13 protein-coding genes and 1 tRNA gene are annotated in these 14761 nt (G+C 73.5%); 9 read left to right on the forward strand and 5 right to left on the reverse strand.

Annotated features, from left to right (window positions below):
• Positions 1-69: 69 nt before the first annotated feature.
• A complete protein-coding gene (locus C5507_RS17055) occupies positions 70-1212 on the reverse strand; it encodes an acyl-CoA dehydrogenase family protein (protein WP_104529703.1) in 1143 nt (380 codons plus the stop codon).
• A 126-nt stretch (positions 1213-1338) separates the two neighbouring features.
• On the opposite strand from C5507_RS17055, the gene C5507_RS17060 reads away from it, so the two are divergent.
• The 3 genes from C5507_RS17060 (at position 1339) to C5507_RS17070 (ending at position 4087) form a co-directional block, all read left to right on the forward strand.
• Entirely contained in the window at positions 1339-3132 is a 1794-nt protein-coding gene (locus C5507_RS17060) for an AMP-dependent synthetase/ligase (RefSeq protein WP_104529704.1), read from the forward strand.
• Positions 3133-3285: 153 nt separating this feature from the next.
• Complete coding sequence (locus C5507_RS17065; RefSeq protein ID WP_104529729.1) at positions 3286-3528, forward strand: hypothetical protein; 243 nt, start codon at positions 3286-3288, stop codon at positions 3526-3528.
• A gap of 46 nt (positions 3529-3574) precedes the next feature.
• Positions 3575-4087 carry a P-loop nucleotide/nucleoside kinase family protein gene (locus C5507_RS17070; RefSeq protein ID WP_158657632.1) on the forward strand — a complete coding sequence of 171 codons (513 nt, stop codon included), beginning with the start codon at positions 3575-3577 and terminating at the stop codon, positions 4085-4087.
• A 7-nt stretch (positions 4088-4094) separates the two neighbouring features.
• Here the strand turns inward: C5507_RS17070 and C5507_RS17075 are convergent, their stop codons facing one another.
• From C5507_RS17075 to C5507_RS17090, 4 genes are all read right to left on the reverse strand, one after another.
• Positions 4095-4376, reverse strand: coding sequence for a ubiquitin-like small modifier protein 1 (locus tag C5507_RS17075; RefSeq protein WP_104529706.1), 282 nt, complete (start codon positions 4374-4376; stop codon positions 4095-4097).
• Between the two features lie 10 nt (positions 4377-4386).
• Positions 4387-5469, reverse strand: coding sequence for a sialidase family protein (locus tag C5507_RS17080; RefSeq protein ID WP_104529707.1), 1083 nt, complete (start codon positions 5467-5469; stop codon positions 4387-4389).
• 56 nt (positions 5470-5525) lie between these two features.
• Entirely contained in the window at positions 5526-5936 is a 411-nt protein-coding gene (locus C5507_RS17085; protein WP_104529708.1) for a hypothetical protein, read from the reverse strand.
• A gap of 67 nt (positions 5937-6003) precedes the next feature.
• Positions 6004-7071, reverse strand: coding sequence for a L,D-transpeptidase (locus C5507_RS17090; protein WP_242610915.1), 1068 nt, complete (start codon positions 7069-7071; stop codon positions 6004-6006).
• Positions 7072-7364: 293 nt separating this feature from the next.
• Between C5507_RS17090 and C5507_RS17095 the strand changes: the two genes are divergently transcribed.
• From C5507_RS17095 to C5507_RS17120, 6 genes are all read left to right on the forward strand, one after another.
• Positions 7365-7440 (forward strand) — tRNA-Lys (locus C5507_RS17095).
• Between the two features lie 233 nt (positions 7441-7673).
• Positions 7674-8678 carry a hypothetical protein gene (locus tag C5507_RS17100; protein ID WP_104529710.1) on the forward strand — a complete coding sequence of 335 codons (1005 nt, stop codon included), beginning with the start codon at positions 7674-7676 and terminating at the stop codon, positions 8676-8678.
• A gap of 1 nt (position 8679) precedes the next feature.
• Complete coding sequence (locus C5507_RS17105) at positions 8680-10224, forward strand: efflux RND transporter periplasmic adaptor subunit (protein WP_207225634.1); 1545 nt, start codon at positions 8680-8682, stop codon at positions 10222-10224.
• Positions 10225-10243: 19 nt separating this feature from the next.
• Positions 10244-10951, forward strand: a complete 708-nt coding sequence (locus C5507_RS17110) for an ABC transporter ATP-binding protein (protein WP_242610914.1) — start codon at positions 10244-10246, stop codon at positions 10949-10951.
• Positions 10952-11055: 104 nt separating this feature from the next.
• Positions 11056-12282 (forward strand): ABC transporter permease, encoded by a 1227-nt coding sequence (locus tag C5507_RS17115; protein WP_207225633.1) that lies wholly within the window; start codon positions 11056-11058, stop codon positions 12280-12282.
• Between the two features lie 201 nt (positions 12283-12483).
• On the forward strand, positions 12484-14670 hold the full coding sequence (locus C5507_RS17120; protein ID WP_158657633.1) for a CocE/NonD family hydrolase: 2187 nt from the start codon (positions 12484-12486) through the stop codon (positions 14668-14670).
• Positions 14671-14761: the final 91 nt, after the last annotated feature.

The following is a 14761-nucleotide window of genomic DNA, read 5'->3' on the forward strand; positions in this document are numbered from 1 at the left end:
AGGCAGGCGCGAGTCGTGCTTTTCCGCGGGAACGTCGCCCTGCTTTTCCGCGGAAAAGCAGGGAAGGGGTCAGACGCCGAGGGAGCGACCGACGATCTCCTTCATGATCTCGGTCGTCCCGCCGTAGATGGTCTGGATGCGGGAGTCCAGGAAGGCCTTGGCGACCGGGTACTCGAGCATGTAGCCGTAGCCGCCGTGCAGCTGCAGGCACCGGTCGACGACGCGCTTCTGCAGCTCCGTCGTCCACCACTTCGCCATCGCGGCGTCCTCGGCGGTGAACCGGCCGGCGTTGTGCTCGAGGATCGCCTTCTCCAGGTAGGTCTCGGCGATCGAGACCTCGGTGTGCATCTCGGCCAGCTCGAACCGGGTGTTCTGGAACTTCCCGATCGGCTTGCCGAAGGCCGTGCGGTCCTTGCAGTACTGGACGGTCAGGTCGAGCACGATGCGGGCGGAGGCCACGGCTCCCGCGGCGATGGACAGCCGCTCCTGCGGGAGGTTCTCCATCAGGTGGAAGAAGCCGTGCCCCTCGGTGCCGAGCAGGTTGGCGGCCGGGACGCGCACGTCCGAGAAGAAGAGCTCCGCGGTGTCCTGCGCCTTGAGGCCGACCTTGTCCAGGTTCCGGCCGCGCTCGAAGCCCGGCATCCCGCGCTCGACGACCAGCAGCGAGAACCCTCGGGCACCGGCCTCGGGATCGGTGCGGGCGACCACGATGACCAGGTCGGCGTTGATGCCGTTGGTGATGAACGTCTTGGAACCGTTGAGCACCCACTCGTCGCCGTCACGGCGGGCGGTCGTCCTCAGGCCCTGGAGGTCCGAGCCCGCGCCGGGCTCCGTCATGGCGATCGCGGTGATGATCTCGCCGCTGACCACGCCGGGCAGCCACCGCTGCTTCTGCTCCTCGGTGGTCAGCGCGGTCAGGTAGGGCGCGACGACGTCGTTCTGCAGCGTGAAGCCCAGGCCGCTGGCGCCCACGCGGCTGACCTCGGCGGAGAGGATCGCGTTGTAGCGGAAGTCCTTGATCCCGCCGCCGCCGTACTCCTCCGGGACGTCCATGCCGAGCAGGCCCTGCTCGCCTGCCTTGAGCCAGACCGACCGGTCGACGACGCCGGCCTCCTCCCAGTCGGCGTGGTGCGGGACGACCTCCTTGGCGAGGAAGTCGCGCAGCATCGCGCGGAACGTCTCGTGCTCGGCCTCGTAGAGCGCGGACTGCACAGGAACCCTCCGGGGGGCGTGATCGTTTGCGGCGCAAGGGACGCCAGAAAGCTCAACATACAGACCACCTGTTCTGTATGTTCGCGACCCAGGTCACAGCGCCGTGCCTACCGACAGGAGCCCCCCGTGCAGGAGTACTCCACCCCCGCCACCTTCGAGATCCCGGCCACCGCCGCCCTCTCGGACGCGGTCACCGCGCACGCCGCCGAGAACCCCGACCGGGTGGCCCTCACCCGCAACGTCGGCGGGTCGTGGGTGCCGGTGACGAGCCGGGAGTTCGCCGACCAGGTCGCCGGGCTGGCGCGCGGCATGATCGCCGCCGGGGTCCAGGTCGGCGACCGGGTGGGCATCATGTCCAAGACGCGCTACGAGTGGACGCTGGCCGACTACGCCATCTGGACGGCCGGCGGCGTGGGCGTGCCGATCTACGAGACGTCCTCCCCCGAGCAGACCCAGTGGATCCTGTCGGACTCCGGCGCCGTGGCGGTCGTCGTGGAGACCGCCGAGCACGCGGCGCTGGTCGCCTCCGTGCGCGAGCAGGTGCCGCAGCTGCGCGAGGTGTGGCAGATCGAGGGTGGCGACCTCGACTCCGTCGCGTCGCGGGCCGCCGAGGCACCCGAGTCGGAGCTCGCCACCCGCCGGGCCGCGGTGGACACCGACTCGCTGGCCACGATCATCTACACCTCCGGCACGACCGGGCGCCCCAAGGGCTGCGAGCTCACGCACGGCAACCTGCTCTACGTCGCCGAGCTGGCGCCCTCGGTCATCCCGGCGATGCGTGCGGAGGACGCGAGCTCGCTGCTGTTCCTGCCGCTGGCGCACGTGTTCGCGCGGATCATCGAGGTCAGCTGCATCCAGAACGGGGCGCGGCTGGGCCACACCGGCGACCTGGTGCAGCTGCTGGCCGACCTCGGCAGCTTCCAACCGAGCTTCCTGGTCGCCGTGCCGCGGGTGTTCGAGAAGGTCTACAACGGCGCCCGGCAGAAGGCGCACGCCGCCGGCAAGGGCAGCATCTTCGACCGCGCCGAGCGGGTGGCGGTCGCCTGGTCCAAGGCGCAGGACACCGGCGGCGCGGGCCTGGGCCTGACGCTGCAGCACAAGCTGTTCGACACCCTGGTCTACGGCAAGCTGCGCGCCGCGATGGGCGGCAGGGTCGAGTACGCCCTCTCCGGCGGCGCCCCGCTGGGCGAGCGGCTGGGCCACTTCTTCCGCGGCATCGGCGTGACCATCCTCGAGGGCTACGGGCTCACCGAGACCACCGGCCCGGCCACGGTCAGCGGCCCGGACGCCCTCAAGGTGGGCACCGTCGGCCGCGCGGCACCCGGCTCCGCCGTCCGGATCGCCGAGCACGGCGAGATCCAGGTGCGCGGCCCGCAGGTGTTCCGGGGCTACTGGAAGAACCCCGACGCCACGGCGGAGACGATGCGCGACGGCTGGTTCGCGACCGGCGACATCGGCGTCATCGACGACGAGGGCTACGTGACCGTCACCGGGCGGATCAAGGAGCTCATCGTGACCTCGGGCGGGAAGAACGTCTCCCCCGCCGTGCTCGAGGACAAGATCCGGGCGCACCCGCTGGTGAGCCAGTGCATCGTCGTGGGCGACAACCGGCCCTACATCGGCTGCCTGATCACCCTCGACGCCGAGGCGATGCCGGGCTGGCTGGAGGCCAAGGGCCGCCCGGGGAGCACCCCGGTGAGCGAGCTCGTGGACGACCCCGAGGTGATGGCGGAGATCCAGGCGGCCGTGGACGCCGCCAACAAGCAGGTCTCGCGCGCCGAGTCGATCCGCTCGTTCGCCGTCCTGCCGGTCGAGTGGACCGTGGAGGGCGGGCAGCTGACCCCCTCGCTCAAGCTCAAGCGGTCGGTGGTCATGAAGGAGAACGCCCGCGAGGTGGAGAAGATCTACGCCCAGGCGTGACGGCGTCGCAACCGCGCCCGGAAGGACGTCCCCCATCCCCGGGAGCCACCCTTCCCGGCGTTCCGCCCTACGGGTGGGGCGGGTGTGACGGGTGCGCCGGACACGCGCCCGGCGGTGCTGGCCACGGGCGGCACGGGCTCGGACTCTGGTGGCATGACCAGCGTCTACGCGTACGGCACAGCACACGCGGTCGTGATGGTCGGTTCCTTCGGCGCGGAGGGGCTGAAGCCGCGGCAGATCGGCCCGGCGCACGCCACGATCGGCCGGGTCAACGGGCAGAGCCGCAAGGCGCTGTGCGGTGCCTACGTGTCCATCGACGAGCAGCTCCCCTGGCCCCCCGAGGGCTACGACGGCGAACAGCTGTGCCCGAGCTGCGCGGAGCTGGCCGCCCTCTGAGTGCCGGGGCCGACCGCCGGAGACCTGCGGCGGGCAGGGTGGGCGCGTGCTGATCGTCGTCTCGGGACTGCCCGGCGTGGGCAAGTCCGCCGTGGCCGCCGAGCTCGCCGCCCGGCTGGCCGCCACCTGGATCTCCGTCGATCCGATCGAGGACGCGCTCCTGCGCGCCGGCCTGCCGCCCGCGTGGGAGACCGGGGTGGCCGCCTACGAGGCCGCCGGCGCCGTCGCCGTGCAGAACCTGCTCGCCGGTCGGGTGGTCGTGGCCGACGCCGTGAACGACAGCGAACCGGCCCGGCAGACCTGGCGCAGCGCCTCCGTGGAGGCGGATGCCGAGGTGCGGTTCGTCCTGCTGACGCTGGACGACGACGGCGAGCACCGCCGCCGCCTGGAAGGACGGACGCGGGGATTCACGCGCGTGCCCGAGCCCTCCTGGGACGACGTCGTCGCACGCGCCGGCTCCTACGCACCGTGGGCCGAGGGGACCTGCGCCCGCATCGACGCGGGCCGCCCTCTGGACGCCGTGGTGCTCGACATCCGCCGCGGCCTGTCCGGACCCTGACGCGCGGTCAGCCGCCGGCGACCGACGGCAGCACGTGCACCTCCGCACCAGCGCGCACCTTCGTCGCCAGCCCGCCCTGGAAGCGCGCGTCCTCGCCGTCGACGTAGACGTTCACGAATCGGCGCACCCGCCCGGTCTCGTCCCGGATGCGCCGGGTGAGCGTCGGGTGCTCCGCCGCCAGGGCGTCCAGGACGTCGGCCAGCGTCTCGCCGCGGGGCTCGACGGCCAGGTGCCGGGCGCCGCCGGCCAGCGGTGCGAGCGCCCCCGGCAGCAGGACCTGCACGGTCATCCCTGGCTCCTCACGGCAGCCGCGCGGCGCGCACGACGAGGACGTCGGGCAGGTGCTCGGCGACGACGGTGAAGGTGTCCCCCTCGTCGGCGCTGGCGTAGACGCAGCCGTCGCGGGTGCCCACGTAGAGACCGGTCGGCTCGCCCGCGTCGGTGCAGAAGGCGTCCCGGAGCACCGCGGTCCAGTGGCCGTCGGGCAACCCCTCGCCGATCTCGGTCCAGCTGTTCCCGGCGTCCCGGGTGCGGTGCACGCGCAGCCGCCCGTCCGGCGGCATCCGGCGCATGTCGGCGACCAGCGGCACCACCCACGCGGTGCCCGGGGTGGACGGCGAGGCGGCGATCGGGAAGCCGAAGTCGGCGGGCAGCTCGTCGGCGATGGAGGTCCAGGAGCCGCCGCCGTCGTCGGTGCGGTAGACGCCGAAGTGGTTCTGCGCGTACATCCGCGCCGGGTCCCCGGCGTCGACGGCGACCTTGTGCACGCACTGGCCGTACTCCGGCGTCGGCTCGGGCATGAAGACGGCGCTGATGCCGCGGTTGCGCGGCGCCCAGCCCGTCGCGCCGTCGTCGCTGACGTAGACGCCACCGGTGCTCATGGCGACCACGACCCGCTCCGTCGCGGGATCGGGCAGGACCGTGTGCACCGCTCCCCCGCCGGCGCCCGGCTCCCACGTCGGGCGGTGCGGGTGGTCCCAGAGCCCGCGCACGAGACTGAAGCTGCAGCCGCCGTCGGTGCTGCGCCACAGCGAGTGCGGTTCGCAACCGGCCCAGACGACGTCCGGCCGGGCGGCGGTGTCGGGCCGCAGCTGCCAGACCCGGCCCAGCGCGGCGCCGGTGTCCGCCGGGAAGCGGATGGCGCCGGAGTCGGTCTCGTGCCAGCTGCCACCGAGGTCGTCGGACCAGGTGACCGTCGGACCCCAGTGCCCGTACTGGACGCCGGCCAGAACCCTGGGTGCCGACCGCCGGGTGTCGATCGAGACGGCGGCGACCTCCTGGGCCACCAGGTGCGGCCCGTCGAGGGTCCACGTCCGGCGCCCGTCCTCGCTGCGGGCCAGCCACAGCCCCTTGCGCGTCCCGATGGCCAGCAGATCGGTCATGACACCCCTCCGAGTAGACGGTCTCCCGGAGGTTGGACCGGAGCGCGCTCCGGAACTCAGCGGCGGGTGGCGCCACCTTCGGGATGACCGTGCGGGGCGGGGTGCCCGTCGGGGTTCACGTCGGGTGCGAGCCGCTGCGCTTCGGCCCGCAGCTGCTCGGCGGCCGTCCGGTCCTCACCGGCTCGGGCGGCCCGCTCGCGGGCCTCCTGCTCGGCCTGCGCGGCGCGCTCCTGCACCTCGGCCATCTCGCGGCGGGCGCGGGCGGCCTGCTCCTCGGCAAGGGCCTGTTCCTTGTCCGCGCGCGCGGCCCGGACCTGCGCCTCCTGCAGGTTCTCCCGAGCCTGCTCGCGGTGGTGCGCCTCCCGGCGCACACGGCTCGCACGGGAGCGCTTCATCAGTGCCAGCGCCGCCAGAGCCAGCAGCACCAGCACGACGACGACGATCAGCACGATCACCCAGGTGTCCACGGCTTACCCTCCTCCACGTCGGAGTCGTGGGTGCCCCGGTCAGGACCCGGGAAACGCCCGGAGACGATCACGCGAGGGCGCTGCCGGCCTTCCACTCGTCCCAGGGGATGGTCCAGTCGTAGATGTCGGACCGCAGCGTCCCGGCGCTGGAGCCCTGGATCTCGACGACGTCGCCAGGTATGGAGAACTCGAAGAACCAGCGCGCGTTCTCGGTCGACATGTTGATGCAGCCGTGCGAGACGTTGGTGTTGCCCTGCTGGGCGACCGACCAGGGGGCGGCGTGGACGAACTCCCCGCTGTCGGACAGGCGGACGGCGTACTCGACGGGGGTCCGGTAGCCGTCCGGGCTGTCGACGGGGACGCCGTAGGTGCTCGAGTCCATGATGCGGTCCCGGTTCATCTCGGTGACGACGTGCGGTCCGTTGTAGCTCGGGTTGTCCGGGCTACCGGCGCTGATCGGGAAGGTCTTGACCAGCTGGTCGCCGTCGTAGACCTCCATGGTGTAGGTGCTGGCGTCGGCGATCGACACGTGCCGCTCACCGATCGAGAAGGAGATCGAGCGGTCCTTCTCCCCCCACACGCCGTTGCCGAGGTCCACGCCGTACAGGTCCGCGTCCAGGGTGACCTCGATGTTCTCCGGCCAGTAGTCCGACGGGCGGAAGTGGACCTCGGTGTCGCTGAACCAGTTCCACACCCCGTCGGTGGGGGTCGTGCTGGTGACCTGCAGGTTGCTCTCGACGGTGGCCTTGTCGACCACCGGCTGCTCGAAGTAGACGCGGATCGGCATGCCGACACCGACGGTCTGCCCGTCGAGGGGGCCGATGCCCGGAGTCGAGAGCGTCTCCGGGTCGACGGTGGTGAAGGTGGACTCCTGCGTCGTCACCTCGTCGTCGGCGTTGGTGGCCGTCACCGTCACCGTCAGCGTGTAGCTGGTGGCGTACGCCAGCGGGGTCTCCGGGCTCCAGACCCGGGCGGTCTCCTCGGCCCCCTCAGCCTCCTCCCCGGCCGCGGCGGCCAGCGCGCCGGGCACGGGCGCCCCGGCACCGTCGGTGACCGTGACCCCGGTGAGCTCCCCGCCGTCGACGGCGATCTCCAGCGGGACCACCGGCGAGACGTCGGCGGTCCCGTCCGCCACGGCCAGCTCGATCGTCGCCGGCCCGGCATCCGGGGCGGCCTCACGTGAGGGCGTCGCGTCGTCCCCGCTGCACCCGGCCACGAGTACCAGGGCCCCCGCAGCGACCGTCGCGGCTGTCCGTCGCACTCGCACCGGAATCTCTCCCCCGCCTCGCCCTCCCTGGGCACGGCAACCCCTCCAGTGTCCACGCCCGACCGGCATCGTGTGGTGAAGCACGCACGGGGCGCCCGCCGACGGGGGGCGCGGCGCTGGTATCGTTTCCTCTCGTTGCCCGGCCCCGGCCGGACGGCACCGCGCCATTAGCTCAATTGGCAGAGCAGCTGACTCTTAATCAGCGGGTTCGGGGTTCGAGTCCCTGATGGCGCACCAGGATCGACCAGCGGCTCCTCCCCCCGGGGAGGGGCCGTTTCGTCGTCCAGGCGGCCCTGAGGACGGACGGGCGTGCACCGTCGAACCCGCAGGCGGGTGGACGCACCGGCCGGCCCTCGAACCCGAGTGCGGTGATTTCGAGTCCGGATCGTGACGAAGTCCGCCGTCAGAAGGATGTCCAAGGGAGTTACGGCCCTCTACGGTGCGACAACCACCGTCACCCGGGAGTCCCCATGCGCGTGCGCCGTGCCGCTGCCCCCCTGTCGGCCCTGGCCGCGCTGACCCTCCTGCTGGCCGGCTGCGCCGGCTCGGAGGACGCCTCCGGAGCCCCCGACGACGCCCACCAGGAGTCGCCGCTGTCGAAGTACTTCAGCGCTGTGTACGGCGGCGAGCTCTCTCCCGAGGAGCAGGAGGAGAGGTTCGCCGAGGAGCAGCGGAGGACGGAGGAACTCGTCGCGGAGTGCATGCAGGCGGAGGGCTTCGAGTACACGCCCGCCACGGGCTCGGGCGGGTACTACGTCAGCGACGGCAGCGAGTGGCGGCCCGACGACCGCGAGTGGGTGGCCCAGTACGGCTACGGCGCGGTGAAGTCCCCCTTCAGCGAGGAGCCGCCGCCGCCGGAGGAGGAGTACCTCGACCCCAACGCCGAGTACGTGGCCAGTCTGTCGGAGCCGGAGCAAATGGCCTTCTACGAGGCGCTGCACGGCCCCATGCCGACCGAGGAGGAGATGGCCGAGGGCGGCGGTGAGTTCGAGTACGACTGGACCACGGCCGGGTGCCAGGGCGCCGCCCAGCACAAGGTCGCCGGTGAGGACCCGTCGCAGTCGGAGGAGTTCCGGCCGCTGTTCGACGCCATCAACGAGCTCTACACGGACATGGCGTCCTGGCCGGGCATGGCCGAGCTCGACGCGGCGTGGGCCGCGTGCGTGGACGACGCCGGTCACGGGGGCCACGCCGACCCGATGGAGGCGCAGACCTCCATCCACGACGCCATGAACGCGCTCTACGAGGAGGGCGGCATGTCCGAGGACGGCAGCATGGAGAGCGGGCCCGACCAGGTCGACATGGACGCCCTCGCCGAGCGGGAGATCGAGTTGGCCCTGGCCGACCTCGAGTGCCGCGAGGAGACCGACTACCGGGACCGGTCCGCCGAGATCACCCGTGAGGTCGAGGAGCAGTTCATCGAGGACCACAAGGCGGAGCTGGACGCGTTGGTTGCCGCGGCCGAGCAGAACTGACGTGCCCGGACTGGTCGAGGAGCACCTGGAGGAGCCGGAGATCGACGAGGCGGGACCCTCCCGCCGGTCGGCCTGGCCGGCTCTCCTCCGCCGCAACCGCCCGTTGTGGATCACCGCGGCGGTGGCGGCGGTGGCGCTGGTCGCCGGGTTGCTCGTCGGCCGGTTCGTGGTCGCCCCGGACCCCGCCGGGGCCGAGACCCCCGCCCCCGGACTGGTGACCGTGCCCGTCGCGTTCGGGCCGTTGAGCAACGACGTCACCATCCGCGGCCAGGTCGCGTACGCCGACTCCGTCGAGGTCACCATCGACACGTCCGCCATCTCCGGGCCGGCGGTGGTGACCGGCCAGGTGCCCGAGGTCGGCTCCGAGTTGGGTCCGCTGGGGGTCGCCCTGGAGATCGCCGGACGCCCGGTCATCGTGCTGCCCGGGGAGCTGCCGGCCTACCGGACGCTCCGCGTCGGTGTCTCCGGACCGGACGTCGTGCAGTTCAAGGAGGCCGTGCGCGCCGTCGGCCTGGACGCCGGCGACCCGGCCGACGACAGGTTCGACGGGGCCGCCGCGTCCGCGGTCACCGCTCTGTACGCCCAGGCGGGCTACCCGGCCCCCGGCGGTCAGGAGGGCGCTGAGGAGGGCGTGCTCGCGGCCCAGGGCGCCGTGCGCAGCGCCGAGCAGGGTGTCGCCGCCGCGCAGGCCGAACTGGCCGGCGCGCGCCGGGGCCCGTCGGCCGTCGAGGTCCGGGAAGCGGACAACGGCGTCGCCGGCGCCAAGCGGGAGCTGGACGCAGCGCTCGCGACCACCCCCGACGACCCGGTGGTGATCGGGAACCTGAGGGACGCCCTGGCGCTGGCCCAGCTCCGGCGTCAGGAACTGGACGTCCCGCCGGACACCACGGCGCAGCGTGCCTCGCTGTCCGCCGCGCAGCAGCAGCTCGACCAGGCGCGCGCGGCGCTGACCGAGTCGCAGCAAGCCGTCCTGCCCACCCTGCCGGCCGGCGAAGTCCTCTACCTCAGCCGGCTGCCGCGCCGCGTGGACGCCGTCGAGACCCGGCGTGGCGCTGTGCTCCAGGGCGCGGCCATGACGGTGTCGGGGGCGACCCTCGGCCTGTCCGGCACCGTCGCCGCCGCGGACGCCCGGCTGCTCTCCGCCGGCATGCCGGCGACCTTCGAGCTGCTCGACGGCGAGGAGCACGCCGCCACGATCACCGAGGTGACCCCTGGGGACGGTGACGGAGCCCGGTGGACCGTGCAGCTGGAGCCGGCCCCGCTCACCACGGAGCAGGTCGTGCAGGTGCAGGGCACCAACGTGCGGGTCGGCATCCCGGTCGGTGCGACGGACGGTGACGTGCTGTCCGTGCCCCTGGCCGCGCTGAGCGCCGGCCCCGGCGGGGAGTCCCGCGTCGAGGTGGTCGTGGGCGACCCCCGCGACGGTGCGGGCGCCGAGACCCGGCTGGTCGTGGTGGAGACCGGGCTGGCCGCCGACGGCGCCGTCGAGGTCCGCCCGCTGGAGGGCGATCTGGAGGAGGACGACCTGGTGGTGGTCGGCCGATGACGGCGGGAGCCCGGCACCGGTGAGCGACCCGGCGACGCTGCCACTGCCGACCACGGCGCCGGCCATCGAGCTCCGCGATGTCACCCGGTCCTTCCCGGGACCGCCGGAGGTGCAGGCCCTCAAGGGCGCCAGCGTGTCCGTCGCCGACGGCGAGTACGTCTCCATCACCGGCCCCAGCGGGTCGGGCAAGTCCACGATGCTCAACATCCTCGGGCTGCTGGACCGGCCCACGGTCGGTGAGTACCGGCTGGGCGGGGTGCTGACCGGCGTGCTCGACGAGGACGACCGGGCCGCCGTCCGCGCCCGGCACCTCGGCTTCGTGTTCCAGGCGTTCCACCTCATGTCCCGGCGAACCGCCCTGCAGAACGTGCTGCTGCCCATGCTCTACAACGGCACCCCACGCGCGGAGCGCGAGCCCCGCGCCCGCGAGGCGCTCGAGCGCGTGGGTTTGGGCCACCGCACCGACTTCCTGCCCGGCACTCTCTCCGGAGGCGAGCGCCAGCGGGTCGCCGTGGCACGGGCCGTCGCCTCGCGGCCGCGCGTGCTGCTGGCCGACGAGCCGACCGGCAACCTCGACTCGGCCAGGTCCGCGGAGATCATGAACCTCTTCGAGGAGCTGCACGCCGACGGGCTGACGCTCGTCGTCATCACCCACGACGAGGAGGTTGCCCGGCGGGCCTCGCGGCGCATCCGCCTCGCCGACGGTCGCGTGAGCGAGGCGGGGTGACCGGCCTCGGAGCGCCGCCGTCCCGGGGTCGTCGCCCGTCCTGGCTGCACCTCCCGGCTCGCTTGCGCAGGCGCCGGCGCACGCCGGACCCCTCCATCCGGCCGGTGGCGCCGGCCGACCGGTTCCGCTTTCCCGACCTGCTCGGGGAGGCGACCGCGGACATCGGGTCCCGCCCGGGGAGGCTGGTGACGACGATCGTCGGCACCGTGCTCGGCATCGCCGCGCTGATCGCCACCATCGGCCTCGCCCAGACCGCCGCCGGCCAGATCGCCCGGCAGTTCGACGCCAACGCCGCCACCCAGCTCGTGGTCGGCCCGAGGACGGCGAACACGGGCGGCGGGGCGACGATCGCCGCGGGGGCACTGCCCTGGGACGCCGTCTCCCGCCTGGAACGGCTGGCCGGGATCGAGTCCGCGGCCGTGCTCGCGGAGGTGCAGCTGCCCGAGGCCGTGGTGACCGCGGTGCCGGTGAACGACCCCTCGCGACCGCCGAGCGCCCCTCCACCGATCTACGCGGCCTCCGCGGAGCTGCTCGACACCGTGGGCGGCCGACTGGCAACCGGCCGGTTCTTCGACGCCGGCCACGACGGCCGGGCCGACCGGGTGGCGGTCCTGGGCATCCGGGCCGCGGAACGGCTGGGCCTGCAGCGGGTGGACACCCAGCCCTCGGTGTTCATCGACGGCATCGCCTATGCCGTCCTGGGCGTGGTCGGCTCGGCCGATGTCCGCGCGGAGCTGCTCAACGCCGTGATCGTGCCCACCGAGACGGCGCGCGCCGACTTCCGGCTGGCCGCCCCCGGCGACGTGCAGGCCCGGATCGCGATCGGGGCCGGTCCGCAGCTGCGCAACCAGGCCGCCCTGGCGCTGGCCCCCGACGACCCGGAGAGCCTCGAGGTACGAGCGCCGGACGGCCGGTCCGAGCTGGGCCGGGACGTGCAGGCCGACGTGAACGGGGTGTTCCTCGTCCTGGCGGTCATCGTGCTGCTCGCCGGCGGCGTCGGCATCGCCAACGTGACCATGCTGTCGGTCATGGAGCGGGTCGGCGAGATCGGGCTCCGCAGGGCCATCGGGGCGACCGGGCGGCAGATCGCCGGGCAGTTCGTGGCCGAGTCGGTCGTCATCGGCCTGCTCGGTGGCCTCATCGGTGCGGCACTGGGCGTGTTCGCCGTCGTCGTCATCTCCGTGGTGCGGGACTGGACGCCGGTGGTCGATCCCCGGGTCGCCGTGGGCGGCGCCCTCCTCGGTGCGGTCGTCGGCCTCGTGGCCGGGGGCCTGCCGGCGCACCGCGCCGCCAGGATCGAGCCGGTCGACGCCCTCCGCGGCGGCACCTGACCGCCCTGTCGCTGGTCCCCGCGCGCCGGAGTGCCGGCGCCCGGACGGCGACGGCGGACGTGCGCCACCGCGGCAGCACGAACGGTCCGCCGGCGGTCGGACCCGGTCCACTCCGCCGGCCCCCTCTGCAGCTCCTGCGTTACCCGCCGGTACGTCGCTCGTTCCAAGGTCAACCTGGCCACGAAGCCGAAAGGCCCCATGATGACCTCAACGCCACGCCCGGCACGCCGCATCGCCCGCTGCCTGGGACTCGCGCTCCCGCTCGTCGTCGCCGTCAGCCTCACCCAGCCCGCCACCGCCGCGCCCCCCGACGACCACCCGGGCAAGGGGCGCCCCTCGACCACCCAACCGGCCGCCGCTTTCGACTACACCCAGGTGGCCGGCCTCACCGCCGATCGCTTCGGCACCGTGCAGGAGACCCTCGAGCTGCCGATGCACGACGGCACCGAGGTGCACATCGAGGTCACCCGCCCCGCCGGCGCCGACGGCCGGCCGGCCGACGGTCAGTGGCCGGTGATCCTGGAGGCGAGCCCCTACCACGGCACCCTGGCCGACCGGGAGGGCAGGCGGATCCTGCCCGAGCCGCGCGACGAGGAGGGCATCTCGCTCGGCCTGACGGGCTACTTCGCGCCCAAGGGCTACGCGGTCGTGATGATGGACCTGCGCGGCACCGGCCTCAGCGACGGCTGCCTGGACCACCTCGGTGCGAACGACGCCAAGGACCTCGAGCAGGTCGTCGAGTGGGCCGCGTCCCAGCCGTGGTCCAACGGCCGGGTCGGCATGACCGGGCACTCCTACGTCGGGTCGACCCCGTCGCTGGCCGCGGCGATGGACCCCGAGGGGCTGGAGACCATCGTCCCGAGCGCCGGCATGGCGACGATGTACGACCACCAGTTCCAGGCCGGCGTGCCGTACTTCCTGCAGTGGGCCGGCCCCATGGCGGCCTACGAGCAGATCGCGCTGGAGCGGGACCTCCCCGGTGGGGAGCACTTCGGCCAGAAGCCGGAGGAGACCGGCTGCGGCCTGCCGAACAGCTCCCTCACGGCGGGCGAGGCCCAGCTGTCGGGTCAGTACACGTCGTGGCACGGCGAGCGCGACTGGCGGGCGGCCGCCACCGCCGCCGACCTCCCGGTGTTCATGGTCCACGGGGTCAACGACAACGCCGCCCGCGTCGCCGGCATGGACTGGTTCACCCAGCGCGGCGGCCGTGACGGCGACAAGATCTGGCTCGGCCAGTGGGACCACGGTTCCGGGTGCTGCCCCACCCGCCGCGGCATCCAGTGGACCTACGCCCTGCACGCCTGGTTCGACAAGCACCTCGCCCAGCGCGACGTCGAGACCGGCCCGGCCGCGGAGCTCTTCCTCTCCGACGGCACCTTCGAGGGCGGCCGCACCGGTGACCGCAGCCAGATCCTCTCCGACTCGCAGTGGCCGCCGTCGGGCTCCTCGATGCTCACCCTGCACCCGGCCGCCGACGGGACCCTCGGCTCGACGGCCCCGGTGGTGCCCGGGTCGGTCTCCTTCACCGGCGACCCGACCGGGTTCGCGGACCCGCAGGGCACCGGCGGCGCCGACTTCGTCTCCGCGCCCGTGGCCGAGGACACGGTGCTCGCCGGCAAGCCGCTGATGGACCTGGTCGCCTCGGTGACCGCGCCCCGGGTGCACCTGATCGGCACGCTGTACGACGAGAGCCCCGACGGCGAGCGCCGCCGGATCAGCCAGTTCGCCATCAACCCCGAGCTGCGGGTCGGCGTGGCCACCCCGAAGCCGGTGGTCCCCGGTCAGCTGATGGAGATGCAGCCGCCGGGGTTCGCCATGGCCCACAACCTGCGCGAGGGGCACCGGCTGGCGCTGCGGTTCACCACCTCCGACCCGGACAAGGTCCCGACCTTCGCCGTCGACCCGCGGGTCACGATCGCGACCGGCCCGGGTGGCACCTCCCTGCAGGTGCCCGTGGTGGCGGAGCCGGCGCTGGTCGAGGACACGGTGCCGTTCAGCGAGCACCAGCCGGCGCAGGCCGGCCCCGCGCAGCCCGCGGAGCAGGCGTCGGTCACGCCGGCCCTGGGCGGCCCGGCGCGGACGCCGGCCACGGTGGCGTTCCACGAGTTCGACGCACAGGAGGGCTTCGACAACGCGGCCCTGCTGATCAGTGCGGTGCCCAGCCTGGACGCCGACGTCGACCTCTACCTGCAGCGGCAGAACGCCGACGGGACGTGGACCGCCGACCTTGCCTCCGGCGGCAGCAGCAGCCTGACGGAGGAGTCGCTCCGGTACGCCACCCCCGCGCCCGGCCGCTACCGGGTCGAGGTGCACAACTGGGCCGGCGCCCCGGGCACGCGGGTCGACCTGTCGCTGACCTGGCTCAACTCGGCCGGCCGGCCGGGGTGACGTGCCCGGCGGGGTGGGGACCCCGCCGTCCGCGTGACCGAGCGCCCTCCTCCCGCACGGGAGGGGGGCGCTCGGCGTCTGCCGGCCGATC

The sequence above is a fragment of the Blastococcus saxobsidens genome (assembly GCF_002938435.1).
In the GTDB taxonomy this organism is placed as follows: domain Bacteria; phylum Actinomycetota; class Actinomycetes; order Mycobacteriales; family Geodermatophilaceae; genus Blastococcus; species Blastococcus saxobsidens.

Excerpts from the sequence above, each read along its gene's own strand:
- C5507_RS17100 (WP_104529710.1), top strand. The coding sequence starts at position 7,674 with ATGCGCGTGCGCCGTGCCGCTGCCCCCCTGTCGGCCCTGGCCGCGCTG.
- C5507_RS17075 (WP_104529706.1), bottom strand. The coding sequence starts at position 4,376 with ATGACCGTGCAGGTCCTGCTGCCGGGGGCGCTCGCACCGCTGGCCGGC.
- C5507_RS17080 (WP_104529707.1), bottom strand. The coding sequence starts at position 5,469 with ATGACCGATCTGCTGGCCATCGGGACGCGCAAGGGGCTGTGGCTGGCC.
- C5507_RS17120 (WP_158657633.1), top strand. The coding sequence starts at position 12,484 with ATGACCTCAACGCCACGCCCGGCACGCCGCATCGCCCGCTGCCTGGGA.
- C5507_RS17065 (WP_104529729.1), top strand. The coding sequence starts at position 3,286 with ATGACCAGCGTCTACGCGTACGGCACAGCACACGCGGTCGTGATGGTC.